Origin of the sequence: Chitinophaga sancti, from assembly GCF_034424315.1 — a bacterium.
Taxonomy (GTDB): Bacteria; Bacteroidota; Bacteroidia; order Chitinophagales; family Chitinophagaceae; genus Chitinophaga; species Chitinophaga sancti.
In genome coordinates this window covers 4,524,729-4,540,016 of sequence record NZ_CP139972.1, presented here as the reverse complement: position 1 = coordinate 4,540,016, position 15,288 = coordinate 4,524,729, and the positions used below count along the sequence as shown (strand labels likewise).

The 15,288-nt window shown below is 40.6% G+C and carries 9 protein-coding genes; 7 read left to right on the top strand and 2 right to left on the bottom strand.

Annotation, left to right across the window (positions count from 1 at the left end; all coding sequences use genetic code 11):
• Positions 1 to 310: 310 nt before the first annotated feature.
• Both U0033_RS17350 and U0033_RS17345 read right to left on the bottom strand, forming a co-directional pair.
• Positions 311 to 2,563 (bottom strand): family 78 glycoside hydrolase catalytic domain, encoded by a 2,253-nt coding sequence (locus U0033_RS17350; protein WP_072363615.1) that lies wholly within the window; start codon positions 2,561 to 2,563, stop codon positions 311 to 313.
• Positions 2,563 to 5,187 carry a glycoside hydrolase family 78 protein gene (locus U0033_RS17345; RefSeq protein WP_072363616.1) on the bottom strand — a complete coding sequence of 875 codons (2,625 nt, stop codon included), beginning with the start codon at positions 5,185 to 5,187 and terminating at the stop codon, positions 2,563 to 2,565. The genes U0033_RS17350 and U0033_RS17345 overlap by 1 nt, the downstream gene beginning before the upstream one ends.
• 553 nt (positions 5,188 to 5,740) lie before the next feature.
• On the opposite strand from U0033_RS17345, the gene U0033_RS17340 reads away from it, so the two are divergent.
• The 7 genes from U0033_RS17340 to U0033_RS17310 all read left to right on the top strand — a co-directional run bounded on the left by U0033_RS17340 (position 5,741) and on the right by U0033_RS17310 (position 15,132).
• Positions 5,741 to 7,078, top strand: a complete 1,338-nt coding sequence (locus U0033_RS17340) for an AAA family ATPase (protein ID WP_218164070.1) — start codon at positions 5,741 to 5,743, stop codon at positions 7,076 to 7,078.
• Positions 7,056 to 7,766 carry an RloB family protein gene (locus U0033_RS17335; RefSeq protein WP_072363617.1) on the top strand — a complete coding sequence of 237 codons (711 nt, stop codon included), beginning with the start codon at positions 7,056 to 7,058 and terminating at the stop codon, positions 7,764 to 7,766. The genes U0033_RS17340 and U0033_RS17335 overlap by 23 nt, the downstream gene beginning before the upstream one ends.
• Before the next feature lie 402 nt (positions 7,767 to 8,168).
• Complete coding sequence (locus U0033_RS17330; protein WP_072363618.1) at positions 8,169 to 8,666, top strand: hypothetical protein; 498 nt, start codon at positions 8,169 to 8,171, stop codon at positions 8,664 to 8,666.
• 226 nt (positions 8,667 to 8,892) lie between these two features.
• A complete protein-coding gene (locus tag U0033_RS17325; RefSeq protein WP_072363619.1) occupies positions 8,893 to 12,915 on the top strand; it encodes a hypothetical protein in 4,023 nt (1,340 codons plus the stop codon).
• 130 nt (positions 12,916 to 13,045) lie between these two features.
• Entirely contained in the window at positions 13,046 to 13,405 is a 360-nt protein-coding gene (locus tag U0033_RS17320) for a toll/interleukin-1 receptor domain-containing protein (RefSeq protein ID WP_072363620.1), read from the top strand.
• Positions 13,406 to 13,951: 546 nt separating this feature from the next.
• Positions 13,952 to 14,602 (top strand): hypothetical protein, encoded by a 651-nt coding sequence (locus tag U0033_RS17315; protein WP_072363621.1) that lies wholly within the window; start codon positions 13,952 to 13,954, stop codon positions 14,600 to 14,602.
• A complete protein-coding gene (locus U0033_RS17310; RefSeq protein ID WP_072363622.1) occupies positions 14,599 to 15,132 on the top strand; it encodes a hypothetical protein in 534 nt (177 codons plus the stop codon). The genes U0033_RS17315 and U0033_RS17310 overlap by 4 nt, the downstream gene beginning before the upstream one ends.
• The last annotated feature ends 156 nt before the right edge of the window (positions 15,133 to 15,288 follow it).

Below are 15,288 nucleotides of genomic sequence, written 5' to 3'. Positions count from 1 at the left end.
TGGATAGAGATAAGAAACGTAAATAGCATATCATAGGTCATCAACCCTTAGAAAGAGGCTAGAAGTAGGAAGCTTTATTCCAACTTTATAAATATTTCGATAAGGTTTTATCTTGTACTTTTCTCCCTGCTTTATGGTGTTCATCTGACACATTTTCAAATGCAGGAAGAGAGAAATTAATCAATTGTATGATTTCCACAAATGCCATATTCAAAACCTTATCATTTACAGATACATAATGCTGGATAAAACGCAATACCTTTTTGGGGAAATATAAATGTTATTAAGTCAGATTTGGATCGACTGGCAATTATTCATTCACTTTTATTTCATGCTGTCCTGGCTGTAATACCTTCTTATATCCCATTGCCCTTACATCAGCTGTGGTACCTTCTGGTATAGTTACAGATAAATGAATATTCTTTCCTTTTCGCTCCCATCTCACGCCTATATTGCCGTATTTTGTTTCATGGGTTACATCCACCCAATCTAGTCCTTTAGGAAAAACTGGCTTAATGAAGAAATGTTTAAACCCAGGAGCTTTTTCATCCGGCTGTATCCCTCCCAATGCTTTAAAATACCATGCACAAAAATCCCCAAAAATCACATGGTTGTGAGAGAATTTGCTATCCCAGTCTTCATATAATGTAGTTGCCCCATTGGCAATCCAATGCCCCCAGCTGGGGTAGGCGGTATCTGTCAGCATCTTGTATGCGACATCTGCATAGCCGTTATCACTCAATGCTGATAAGGTGAATTTAGCACCATGCATACCGAAGGTGGGGTGGTAGTTATTTTTAGTAATTGAAGCAGCGAGTTTGGAAGCGATAACTTTTTTGTCTTTTTCAGGAGTGAGTTGCAGGTATAGAGGACAACTTAACGCTGTTTGTGTAGTATCTACATTCCCGAAGGTTTTATTATAAGCTACCCGAATACTATCCGAAATCACCCCATAATGTTGTTGATCCTCCTTATTCCCTACTACCCCAGCCATCTTAGATAACAACCGAATACAAGTATAAAAATACCCCGTAGACACCAGCGGCATTGGCGTTTCTTTTATATACAGCCAATCGCCGAAGCCTGTCTTATAAAGGTAATGATCAGACATTTTCACCAGGCGTTCTGCGTATTTTTTGATCGCATTATAGTTTTCTTTGATCACAGCAGTATCTCCTTCATATACATACAAATACCAGGTTATTATCGGCAAAGCCGCTCCCCATGCAGGACCAAAGCCGTCATCTTCCGCATTTTCCCAATGAAAGCCGATACTTAAGGTAGGCGCAATACCGGGTAAGTTGCCGTCTGTGGCTTGTACATCTCTCACATCCGCCAGCCATTTTTTATACACAGCTGCCGTATGGAAATTAAATAATCCCATCTCCGCTGCTACATGCGCATCACCTGTCCAGCCGTTTTTTTCACGGGTAGGGCAGTCTGTAGGAATGCTATGGAAATTGCTACGATAAGATTGAATCGCTGCAGCATAGAGTTTATTCAGCATGGTATCCGAACTACTGAAATGCCCCGCAGGTTTGAAGTCGGTGCTGTAAAATAGTCCTTCAAGTGATGGCTTAGCGCCGTGTACTAATACATATTGATACCCATGGTAGGTAAATCGCGCAGTATAGGTTTCCGGTCCACCGCCTTTGAGGATGTATTTATCTGTTTGGAAGGAGAGGTCATTTTGGTAAGGCGCCATCTGATCCGCATTATGGATCAAGTCAAATTGTCCATCAGGCGTTAGGACTTCTCCATAGTGAAGTGTGACAGTATCTCCTGCGTTCCCATTCACTGTCAGAGCAGCCATACCAGAGAAATTCTCCCCCATATCTACCAACCAGGTATTATTACCCATATCTTTCACTGAAACAGGTTGGATCCTACGGATTACGCGAATAGGGGGGATCTCAGATGGCTTCAAAATACCCCCGGGAGAATTCGTCGTCAATGCATGTTTCCAGTTATTATCATTGAATGCCGCTGTATTCCATCCTGGGATTTCTAATCTTGCATCGTAGATCTCACCTGCATTTGTGCTGTTAAAAAGACCCGGTCCAGTAGCACAGGTCCAGGAGCTATCTGAAGATAAGGTTTCCACAGTGCCATCCGTATATTCCAGGGCCAGGTTAAAAAGAAGTCGGGGCGATTTACGCCAGCGGATTTTATCAAAGTTCCAGATAGTATAGCTTTGTACATTGTATCGACCATTGCCTAACTCAAGGCCTACACAGTTATTCCCCTTTGAAAGTAGCCTGGTCACATCATAAGTGTTATATAACAAGGTTTTATCAAAGCGTGTAAATTCCTGGCTCAATACCGCATCCGTTACCAGGCTTCCATTTATGGTCAATATATTATGGCCTACCCCACAGATGTAGGCCGTCGCCTTTTTCAGCTCCTTGTGAATAGGAAAGGCTTTTCTAAATAAAGGAGCTGGCCTGAAAGTGGTGTCTTCTGTATAGGTGATCCAGCTCCCTTTCCAATGATATTCCTGTGCTTTAACGAAGAAACCTGATAATATTGTAGCTGCTATGATGATTATTCCCTTGCCTTTCATTATTTCTCTTTGACTGTTAAACTCTTGTTCTGAAATGTTGTACTAGCTGATTCATAATGATATTTGCCTGAACCAACGTTCTTTTTTTCATAGCCATCATTCACCGGCACAAAGATCTCTGCCGTTGTATTTGCAGGAATTTCTACATCCATCGTGAATTTGCCATCATTAATTTTCCAGTCTACGCCCACTTTGCCATAACCCGTTTCGAGACTAGCTTTTGCATAACTCAGATTACCACCAGGCTGTGGTTTGATACGGATCTTTTTATACCCGGGTACAGAGGGATCCATGTCTATCCCCGCCACTACTCTATACATCCATTCTCCAATGGCACCATAAGAATAGTGATTGAAAGAGTTCATATCAGTCGTCTGGAAAGTGCTGTCAGGGCGCATGCCATCCCAACGCTCCCAGATGGTTGTCGCGTTCATCTTTACAGGATATAACCAGGAAGGATAGGTGTCCTGCAATAATAATTTATAGGCTACGTCAATGTAGCCGTGATTAGAAAGTACGTTCGTCAGGAAATAAGTACCCAGGAAACCTGTGGTCAGGTGATACTTATAACTGGCGATATTCGCAGCGAGGTTTCTTGCTGCGATAGGACGAAGATTTTCTGGTAAGAGATCGAATTGCAATGCCAGTACATAAGCTGTTTGGGTATTCGACATGATACGACCTTTGGGAGTGACGTATTCTGTGAAGAACGCCTCTTTGATCCTTTTTAATAAGGCACTGTATTTATCCACATCTTCCTGTTTGCCTAAGGTCTTTGCGGCGTTGATGAGCAATTGCGTGGAGTAGGCGTAATAACATTGTGCAACGAGATAGGAATCTGTATTAGCAGTGTTTTCAGTGAGTCCATCGGCGCGATAAGAGAGCCAGTCGCCAAACTGGAAACCGTTATCCCAGAGATCATTGTGCGTACGGCTCTGGATGAAATCTACCCATGCTTTCATGGAAGGGTATTGATCGGCAAGTATCTTTTTGTCGCCGTATGCCTGGTAGATCGTCCATGGAATTACAGTGGCAGCATCTGCCCAACCAGCGGCGCCGGCTGCATCTCCCATTAAGTTAGGTACTACAAAAGGCACTGCACCGTTGGGAAGTTGATCCGCAGCTAAGTCTTTCAACCACTTTGCAAAGAAGTTGTTCACATTGCGATTGAAGGCGGCAGTTTTGGAGAAGGTTTGTGCATCGCCTGTCCAGCCGAGACGTTCATCACGCTGTGGGCAATCGGTAGGGATGTCTACAAAGTTATCGTTCTGGCTCCAGAGGATGTTATGTTGTAATTGATTGATCATGGGATTGGAGCACTCAAAATCCCCGGTGAGTGGGCAATCGGAATAAAGTGTGACGGCTTCGGTTTGTACTGGTTTAACGGAACCGCTTACACGTACATAGCGGAAGCCATGGTAGGTGAAATGTGGTTCGAAGTATTCTTCGCCTTTACCGCTTAAAATGAATACATCTTTTGCTGCGGCAGTGCGCAGGTTAGCGTTGTAGAAATTACCTGCTTTGTCGAGTACTTCACCGTGTTCTAATATAATGCTGTCGCCGGCTTTGCCGCTGGCTTTGAAATGTATAAAGCCTGAGAGGTTCTGACCGAAGTCAATCACCGTTTCACCTTTTGGTGTGGTGATGACGGCGGCAGGTTTGAAAGTTTCGTGTTTGGTAACGAGTTCGCTGGTGGTTGGTACGAGGTTGTCGAAAGAGTAATTTACAACTTTCACCGGGTGCCATGTGCTGGATTCTTTGCGGTTGTCTATTGTTTCGCCATTGTATAATTCTGAATAGGCGATTTTGCCGGTGGTAGATTTCCAATTCTCATCAGAGATGATCGTTTCTTTTGTATCATCGGTATAGGTGATTTCCATTTGGTATAAAAGCGCGAGGGTTTTACCATAGTGGTTGGCTTGATTCCACCAGCCTACGATGCCTCTGTACCAGCCGGAGCCGAGGGTGAGTTCGATATTGTTGTCGCCGTTTTGGAGAAGATTTGTTACATCGTATGCCTGGTATTGCAGGCGTTTTACGTAGTCTGTGAAGCCAGGGGCAAGGTAGGCATCGCCGATTCTTTTGCCGTTGATGCTGCCTTCGTATACACCGTGGCAGGTGATGTAGGCGACTGCGGAGGCGATTTTTTTATCAGCGCGGAATGATTTTTTAAATATAGGCGAAGGGCGTAGGATGGTGTCTTCTTCGTAACCCGGTTCGATCCATTTTGCTTTCCAGTCAGATTTAGCCAATGCTAACCTGAAATAAGCAGGCGTAGACCAGGCAGAGGCCTTTTGTTTATTATCCCATACGCGGACTTTCCAGGTGTATTTATTGCCGGATTGTAGGGTGGTACCTGCGTAAGGAACGAAAATCGATTGGTCTGAGTTTACTTTTCCGCTGTTCCAGAGGGGGGTGTTGCCTTGGAGTACGGTTAGCTCGTAAGCTGTTTGCGTGGTGTTCGCTTGTGTCGTGTTTAGTTTCCAGCTGAAGCGAGGCGTGGTGTTTTCAACGCTTTCAGGATTTTTCAGGTTTTCTGTCAGGAGTTGGTCTACTTTGACTTGCGCGAAAAGTTGGACGCATAATAGCTGGGAGATGAAGAGTAAACTGAGACGATTTATCATTTTTATGAATATAATTTAATGTTGATAACGATGGAAAGCCTCTTGGAACAATGGAAAGAGGGTAATATGGGATGTTACGGTTGGGGGGAAAATGTAACATGTATATGGAAAATTATGTAGGGATAATGTAAGTTTAAATACAAATGCTCAATTAGTAGAGCGCGAATATCTATGTTATCCCAACTATGTTAATATTTACTCTCGTTATCATTTATGGGAAAAGCTTTTAAACGGATTAATAAATATTTAGATAATAAGGAGCGTTATTTAATCTTCATTATGGGCATAAATAGGGAATAAATTAGGGCATTTGATGGATTAGTGGGGCATAGGAAGATGGGGGAACGATGGTAGACGGGTTATGTTATAAGAATTGGCGCATAGGGTGTATAGGGCGGTGAATGGGAAGTTTTGGGAAATGTATTTGTTAAGTGGTTGGTAATCAATTTGTGATAATGCTCGGGTATAGTAGTTGATACATTTAATTATTAAAGAATTATTTTAAATCGCCAGCGAACATTCGTAATTTTGAGAAAATAATTCAAAATAAGCCATGTTGATAGAATTTAAGGTGTCCAACTACCGATCTATTGCTGAAGAACAAATTTTGAGTTTGATTCCAGCCCCTAAGCAAAAGGATTATCCAGATAATATATTTAGTAAAGGCAACCATAAGGCCCTAAACGCAATTGCTATTTACGGCGCAAATGCCAGCGGAAAAAGTAATTTGTTAAAAGCGATGAGGGTATTTGATGTAATTATACAAGCATCTGCGCGCTCATCTTCCACTACTAAACTACCTTACGATCCTTTTCTTTTGAGTGCAGGCTGGGAGGATAAACCAACAAAATTTGAAATTACCTTTATAATTAGTGAGGTTAGATACCGATATGGAGTAGAATATTCGAAAGAAGAAATCACTAAGGAATGGCTTTACAGAAAAGCAACAGGAAGAGAAGTGCCATTGTTTTTACGCGAAAAGGATACAATTGATCCATCATCCGGCTTTAAGGGAAATGTGAAAATAATTGATGCGGCTATTGAAGCTACAAGGCCCAATGCATTGTTTCTTTCTACCTGTGATATGTTGAATGTAGAAGAAGCTAAGGAGATTTTTCAGTGGCTTCAAAATTATAATCATATTGATGGGATTGATACAGAAAAGCAGGAATTTAGAACTGTCAGTATGTGGGATGATTTAGCGGACCGGTCTGAAATTGAAAAATTCCTGGATTGTTTGAACCTTGGTTTTATAGGTATTGATATATCTAAAAAGGATTTTGATGAATCTGATTTACCTCCGGATCTTGATGAGGGTACAAGAAATAGATTGATCAAGACATTATCTGGCAGACAAGGATATCAGGTCAATTCAAAACATAAAACCTATGCTGCTGATGGTAAAGCGACAGGAGATACAATATCCTGGAGGTTTGATGATAGGGAATCCAAAGGTACGCATAAGGCATTTCATCTGAGTGGCCCCATATTGTCGGCTATTAAAAATGGAGGGGTATTAATTATTGATGAAATCGAGGCGAAAATGCATCCTTTGTTGACGCTGCATACTGTCAACTATTTTTTGAATAAGGAGACAAATCCCAATAACGCGCAGCTTGTTTTTGCTACTCATGATACGAACTTATTAACCTATTCAGAGCTTCGCAGAGATCAGATCTATTTTACCGAAAAAAATAATTGGGAAGCAACAGAAATCTTCTCATTATCTGATTTTATATACCTGGAAAGTAATGGTGGCAAGAATGAAAAGGAGCGGCCAGATACAGACAAGGAGAAGAGGTACTTTGAAGGACGTTATGGTGCCGTTCCTTTTTTAGGGCGATTCAAATCAACAAAAACTGATATGGATGGCGAAGAAAGGAAAGGTTAAATCGTTTAAGAAAAGTGAAACAGAAGAACGGCCTAAACGGTTTAGGAAGTATCAGTATTTGTTCCTTATAGTATGTGAGGATGAGAATACTGAAAAAAGATATTTTGAACATTTTAAGGAACAGATACCAGAAGACTCTATCTATTTAGAAGCTATAGGTACCGGGAGAGATCCAAAAGGTGTAGTTGAAAGAGCTATTGAAGAAAAAGTCAGACTGGCGACAAATGCTGGAAAAGACGTGGATATTACATGGGTTGTCTTTGACAAGGATGATGCAGATCTCAATGAAAAACGTATTCAACGATTTAAGGAGGCGTTTGAAATGGCCGGTCAGGAGAAGAATATGAAATTGGCGCCAAGTAATGAAGTTTTTGAAGTTTGGTTATTACTTCATTTAATAGGATTATCCGCTGATACTGCTATACCAAGAAGAGACATTTACAGGATGTTGGAAGATAGCATCAAAGCGCTCCCTGGATATGGAGGTTTTCAGTATGAACATGGGAATGCAAGTGTTTTGACGCCAATTAATGAGAGAGGAGATCAGGCAGCAGCTATTCGAAGAGCCAAATTGCTTGAAGTTGCACATAATGGGAAGACGTTTTTAGAATCAAACCCATGTACCAGGGTTTATTTATTGGTTGAAGATCTTTTGGCGTGGATTCGATATTTCGCGTATGAGCCTTAGTTCAATTAATTAGGTAGTAGCATAGATGTTATTGTATTATACTCAAAAAACATCGAGACCCTTCATTTACAAGTGCAGCTAGTTGGCGATCAATGCCGCTTGTCCATTGAGCTAATTTAGCACGGCGATACATTTTACCTTTCTTCAAATGCTTTTTTTAGTGCCTGCAGTTTTTTCATTTCAATTTACACCTTTATATATAGCGTAAAATAGATCGTTTTGCAAGCAAATAAATTAAAAATTCATGCATTTTATTAGTTTAAATTAGTGATAACCAATTGTTAATGATGTTTAGGTTGAGTGTTATTTTTTTATTCCCCCTATTGAATAACATGTTATTATTTTAGGGCGAAAGCAATTAACATAGAAATTTACAGGTATTTAATAAATCACCCCGTTTCTATGCAAAAGACACTAATCGCCATTAATGGCACTGCCAGTACAGGAAAGTCCTCATCAATCAAGGCCATTGTAAATAATATTCATACTTATTTCCCACAAGCAACTATAGAATTCATTATTTCAGACGGGGATATCAACGTATTAGTCAAAATTGGAGAAGTAATAATTGGTATTGAAAGCCAGGGAGACCCTAACAGCCGCTTGCAGAAAAGCTTAGCAGATTTCGCTGAGCTGAACTGTGATATTATTATATGTGCATCCCGTACAAGTGGAATGACTGTTGATTGGATAGATAGTATGTTTTCAAAATGTAACTACGATATTATCTGGACATCAAATTATTTTAGCAACGAATTATCCTCTGATTTTTTAAATAATATTTTTGCGGAAAGCATACTGCAATTGATAAAAAAGCTGATTGATACAGAAAAAGATCTGGTTCAAAGTTCCAAAATTGGCGAAAAGCAACATTCGTCAGATCAGGTAGTAATTGGTTAGAAAAATACATTTTCTGCTACGCTGTAATAGGGGTTTTCAGCATTGCTGAAAGCCTTTCATTACAGCTCCCCGCGAAACCATTCTTTTTTGAAATTAAATACCTAGTTTATCACTGTGTTGAAATTCACCCAGAAATTTCCCTTATCCTTACTGCCCAAACGAGATTCCATCAAACCTGTTATGTGATGTATTGATATCATCATCATGAAAATTTAAAAGTAATCCAATGTATACTAACCTCAATCGATATGCCATCCCTAAGCTCTTATGGTTGCTAATCGCTATTCTTATTTGCAGCTGCAATATAATATCAAGCAAAGAACAGCCTGATTCTTCAGAAGACAACAATACACCGCCAGAAGTAACTACCGAAGTAGGACACGGCATCCCCCAGGGAAATCAATTTAACAGAAACTGGGTCATGAGCGTTGAAATGGGTGCCGGATTTATAGCCTTGCATACCGATACATCCGGCAATACTTATGCACTCTCTCCTTTTGGTACTATCTATTCCTGTGCCGGCAACCAAACATGGAAAAGAGAAACGCTCACATTTGACTATACACAATTTACAGTATTAACCGGCTCCGGCAATGACATCTATGCCGCTGGCACTCATTCAACCTTATTTCATAAAAAAGGCTCCGGCCGATGGGTACGTGAAAAGTTCGATAATGACACGCTTTGGTTCACCGCTGTATATGCTTCCAATAATGAAGTATGGGCGGCAGCAGGTAACAATGGCTCGATATGGCATAAAACGAAAAGCGGAACCTGGGAGCAACAGACTATCACTGGCACGGGTATATCTAAATTATATGGAAACGACAATGAGCTATGGGCGCTTGCCGGGAGATTTTTATATAATAAAACAGACACCGGATGGAAGGTGATTTTAAGTGCTGATAAAAACGAACGTTTCTATACCATGTACCAGTATAACAAACATGCGTGGGTAATGGGCTCCGGCGGGAACATCTTTTATAATAATGGAGACTCGGAATGGAAAAAGGAAAACATCAGCGACACTGCTGATATTTTATGCAGCTATGGTACCCGGGAAGAGGTATATGCAGCTGGTAAAAATGGGTTGATCCTACACCGATTGCCTGGCGGACGATGGATCAAAGAAGGAAACGGATACCTGGATGTCACGGCCACTTGCATGTATGGAAAAGGGCATGATATATGGATCGGCTGTAGCGATGGTCTTATTTTTCATAACAATGGGAATGGCACCTGGATCAAAGAAGCCGGACCTGAGAAAAGCCACCACATCAAAGATATCAGTGCCAGGGGAGATACGGTCTTTGCTGCCGGGAATTATGCAACATTGCTTGCAAGATCCAACAATAATACATGGAATAAAATAGCAGCGACTTTCCCTGATACACCCCTAACGGCCATTTTCAAGTTCAATAAGGATATTTTAGTAGCTGGTAGAAATGGTCTATTTTATCATCGGCTGGCGGACGGGCAATGGCAGTCAGAGAACAGTCATGCAGGAGATGTTTTGTTTACCGACCTGTACGAAAATGATAAGAGCATTTACCTGGTTGGTAACAATGGCACTATTACATGGCGACACAAGACAGATACTGCCTGGAAAAGCCAGGTGATGAGTGCTGCTAATTTCGTGAAGATAAAAGGCTATGGGGATGATATATGGATTATAGGCACGCATTCGGTGATACTACATAAAAAAGAAAATGAAGATGCCTGGCGGTCAATTAATACAGGCGCAAGTGAAGTCGATTTTATGGATATATATGGCTGGAACGGCCAACTATGGGTACTGGGCGTAAAAGACCAGCGGGGAGTAATTTTTCATAAAGACTCCGCTGGTAATTGGTCAAATGAAGATGTTCATCATGGTGTTGATCACTATCATGCGTTATATGGATATAAGGATACAATATTTGCTGCAGGCGCTTCTGGCGACTGGGCAGGAAAAGATAAAACAGGAGAGAATTATCAAGGTACAATTATCTGTAAAAAGGGGAATAATCCCTGGGAGATACAAATCAACCATGCTGCCAGTATTCATTTCAATGATATCAATGGCCAGGGAGACAATATTTATGCATTGGGAACCACTGGTCGCGTATTTCATAAACAAGGCGATGGCGATTGGGAGGAAGAGGATACTTATCTACATAACGAGACCCTTAAAAAACTGTTCTTTTTTAAGGGTATAGTGATGCTTGCGGATAATGGATTTGTGTATAATGAAAATGAGGATAAAAATTACATCAGGATCAACCGTACAGATAAGCTGATTAATATGGTGGCATTAGATGACGATCTTTTCTGTATAAACCGGAATACAATTTTTAGACTCACCACTAAAGAAGAGAAGTATCCTGTAATTGATAAGGTGAGGTATACACCCACTCCTCCGATCAATCCTCACGGAATCGACTTGAATCTCGTACTGCAAACCACTAAAAAAGTTGCTTTAAATGATAATTACCGGATTGAATTTTATGCCAGGCCTTACAGCAAAGAATATCAGGAAAACAATTGGGTAAGGGTGTATGGAACGCCGGTAAAGGCTAAAATAAATCTGCAGGAAGCTATTTTGCTGCTTAATACGAATATTGAAGTCGCTAGTAGCCTTCGGGTGATACCCGGGATGGAAAGCGCCAACAAAATTTGTTTACGGGTGGATGTATACACCGAAGATGGCCGCGCCCGGGAAAGCTTCATCGTGAAAGATGAAAATGGTCATCCTTATATTACTTTGGGGAACAATTTCTGGTTGAATAATAAGGTGTGGATCATACTAATGGGAACGATTGTGTTATATTATGCTTTCTGGCTATTGACCTGGTATTTTTATCCGCTTGTTTTTCTCCGGATCTATCATGCAGAGATTTTACAACAATTGATTTCGATACATCCACGGTTTCAGTTGATTGTTGGATTCGTGAATGTATTGTTTCCATTAAGAAAACTGGTCGCCACTGCCAGGGTGCAAAATGCCTGGGTAATGCTTTTTGCTGCTACTGCTGCTAATAAATATGAGAAAAGTGAAATAACACAACTCAGGTCATACTATGTTTCTTTACCTGTTAAATTGAATGATCCGGTAACGGGCAGATTGATTGAGAAGCCTGATGAGGAGATGTTAGGCCAGCTTTTTAATCCCAAACGTACAATTATACAGATCATTGGTCCGGGGGGAACCGGCAAGACCTCACTGGCTGTAGCGATATGCCGGTGGGTGATACATGCTACCCGTAACGGGGTTCCTGGCTGGATACCCAGGCTGCCAATACTGCTTGAAACTGATTGCACAGATGTACTGAAAGAAATTACCGGCATACTCCGTTCCTGGCAAAATGATTATGCAATTCATGAGGACTTCGTAAAATTGCTATTGAAAAATCAACATCTGGTGATTGTTGTGGATTCATTATCTGAACGGCCTTCCGCAATACAAGACTATTTTAAAACGCTTCATACCACTACGCCTGTCAATGCATTAATCATTACGGCGCGACAGCCGATTGATCTGCAAGTGAAGGAAGGGATTTATTTATATCCTTCTCCGCTTAATTCGAACAACCTGTTACATTTTATAACTACCTATCTCAATATTTATCCCGGCCATCCATTACAGAATAGCCGGGAGCAACTTTCATTTGCTGAAAAAATAGTGAATATCATAGAAGGGCATAATAGCAGGACACCCGTGACCCCGATATTGGTAAAACTGATTATAGAAATTGCTTTGAAAAAAGAGGGGAATGATGAAAGGGATTTTCAAACAATACTAACTGAAATGCCCGATTCTATACCGGATGTATATTATCAGTACCTGGTGCATGTTAATCCGAAAAATCCCGCAGCGGCTAACTATCTACCTAAGCAGGAAATGCTGCAGATAGCGGAATTGTTAGGCAGGATGTCTGTAGCGAATAATTTCCTGCCGCAGGATTTTCTGGAGAGGGATGCCTGGAAGGCGATATTTGAGGTGTATGGCAATATGGCTGGTGATCCTATTCAACGATTTGTCGATAATGGGATACTGACGCGAAGGGAATCATTGGCTACATCATATTTGCGATTTAATATTGATACGCTGGCGGAGTATCTGGCTGCTTCGAAGTTGTATGATGAACATAATACAGGACCTCAGGAATTATCAGATTTTACAAGGCGGGTGGGGAATCTTGATGATGTGGCGTTTGAGTTTAAACTGGCATTTATGCAGATCAGTGATTATAAGATGAAGCATGGGTAATGGGCGGGTAGTAGAAGAAAGAGTAGGTTCATGTACTGAAACTTGATAAAGATAATCGATATAAAAAAGGTGGTGCAAAAAAAAGGAAGATCCGGATTTTTGTTTCTTATAGTAGTAAGGATGCGTTCTGTTGATAGAAGGATTGCAGGATCACTTGTCTGTGAAAACAGGTGCAAAGATTGAGTTTTTGCGGGATAAGGATATTGGTATGGGCGCGGATTGGAAAGCGACGATCGGGGAGAATATCCGGAAAGCAGATGCGGCTATTATATTGGTGAGTGCAGCTCATCTATCTTCTCCTTTTATCCGAAAAGAAGAGTCGGGGGAATTCTTTAAGCGGGCGACAGCTGATGGTTCTTTAATCTTGCCAGTGTTGGTAAGGAATTGTGATTTTCGGGCTTTTGAGGAATTGTCAGGATTACAGTTCTTTCCGCTTATTATAATGAATATGGGTATATCCCTTTCGGCGATAGCGAGTGCTGCGGGGTAGGATAACTAGCGGAATTTGAATAGGGTTTTTAGGAAGTATTATAGGGGTCAATTGGATGAGTTAAGGAGGGCGATGTGAGGGGGCATTAACAAAAGTAACTCCGGGATACTATCCCGAAGTTACTCAAGTGTTCCAATGGGATCTTTGATGAAGAAAAAAGCAAAATTTCTAACCAGAATGTAGCTATTAGGTGGGAAACTAGAAATGGATGATAGAAATGAAAAAAGCTTTCGTTAGTACAAAATTAGGAGATAAAGCGAGTGAAATAATTTGGAGATAGGTACATTATTTAGGAATTAGAGATAGGGTTGCGATGAGCGGGTCATTTTTCCAATAATCGTTGAATAGGGGCAATGGATGGAGAAATAATATATTAATAAATATAATTTATGATCTCTTCATTAACGCTTCATTGTATGTTATCTTCCCCGCCTTTCTGCAACATTCAAGCTGATAACCATTTTTCAGGCTTGACAGTTACTAATAATATTTATTGAATGGCCTGATTTGTTCTATTTGTTTATTGTATTCTCCAAAGATTGTCACATGGATCGTAAAGATTTTTTAAAAGCGACTAGCCTATTAGCCGGTGGTGCTCTCCTTTCTCCTCAATCCTTACTGGCACAAGACCCCTGGTTTATTGAACTGCTGGCCAAATTAGCAGAAGCCATTATTATGGACGTTTTTTTAAAACCGATCGAAGAGCTTATTAAGGAATTGGTCGGCATGAATGATGAAAACAAAGATGAGATTCATCGTAGAAATGAAGCTTATAGAGATAAGCAAATGTATCCGTCTAATGTTGTTGCTGTTGGAAGCAATAGTTTTTTATATCCGGTAAAATCGGTATCGAATTACAATAAGTCCGGCAAATATGATGTGCCGATGTACAGCCTTAACAGCAATGGCCTGTATGAAAATGTCGCTACCTTCCAAAAGAATGAGATAGACGGGGTGTCTCAGGCAGCCAGGAAAATACTAAATCAGAATGGAGCAAGTAAAAGTGCAAATACGGAGATGTTCCTCCCTGTCAATGAGATATATAGGGACAAAAGCTCCAAAATACGTTCTTCTTCCTATTATAACAGAGAAAAAGGGATCGTTGAAATCCGTTTTGGTATCAGTAATAAGTGGGGATTCATAAACATAGATTCTAATAGCTTTAGAGGGCAAATTCCTTTTAGTTTCCTGGTATGAAAAGAAAAATATTTTTGCTATTGGGAGGAGTATTTATTATGCTGCTATTAAAGTCTGATGGCTGCCAGCAAACAGACAATAACGTTTACCTTCAATTTCAAGTGGATACCCTTGTCCAAAAGGTTGCTTTGCTTTCTATAGAGTTGGACTCGGTTACAACTGAAAGAGACCAACTGCGTGGGGTGATGACTGAATATGCGGATAGAGTTACAAAGGGAAGCGTAGTCCACGTTTCTTTCATCAAGGAAAATCTATTGAGGCAATTGCCGATCGAAGAGGTGTACAGTGCATTAGATACGGAGGTAGTGACCTATCCTGAAGGCAGACTGATATATAATGCCCCATATCCTATTAAAGGGGTATATCCTGTAAGACAATCATCTTCCTTTGTTATTCAGGATCGTGAATTGCGTTTGATCGATCCGATCGCTTTCTGGAAATACAATAAATATTGTCTCATATTAACTGATTCTACCTATAGTAATGATAGTGTGGATTCTACCAGTAATACGTCCGTCTTACAAAATTAATCAGGCCTCCGGGTTTATGCAGTTAATTCCTTTGATATTTTAGGAGAGAATGAAGATGTCTTAGATAATTATTTCAAGCACCTGTCTGACATGATTTTTAATGCACTGAATAGGAACTACTCATTGAAGTGAGTGCCCTTACTCAATAAGTTCCAA

Coding starts and splice junctions, on each gene's coding strand:
- U0033_RS17350 (WP_072363615.1), bottom strand. CDS start 2,563: ATGAAAGGCAAGGGAATAATCATCATAGCAGCTACAATATTATCAGGT.
- U0033_RS17345 (WP_072363616.1), bottom strand. CDS start 5,187: ATGATAAATCGTCTCAGTTTACTCTTCATCTCCCAGCTATTATGCGTC.
- U0033_RS17340 (WP_218164070.1), top strand. CDS start 5,741: ATGTTGATAGAATTTAAGGTGTCCAACTACCGATCTATTGCTGAAGAA.
- U0033_RS17335 (WP_072363617.1), top strand. CDS start 7,056: ATGGCGAAGAAAGGAAAGGTTAAATCGTTTAAGAAAAGTGAAACAGAA.
- U0033_RS17330 (WP_072363618.1), top strand. CDS start 8,169: ATGCAAAAGACACTAATCGCCATTAATGGCACTGCCAGTACAGGAAAG.
- U0033_RS17325 (WP_072363619.1), top strand. CDS start 8,893: ATGTATACTAACCTCAATCGATATGCCATCCCTAAGCTCTTATGGTTG.
- U0033_RS17315 (WP_072363621.1), top strand. CDS start 13,952: ATGGATCGTAAAGATTTTTTAAAAGCGACTAGCCTATTAGCCGGTGGT.
- U0033_RS17310 (WP_072363622.1), top strand. CDS start 14,599: ATGAAAAGAAAAATATTTTTGCTATTGGGAGGAGTATTTATTATGCTG.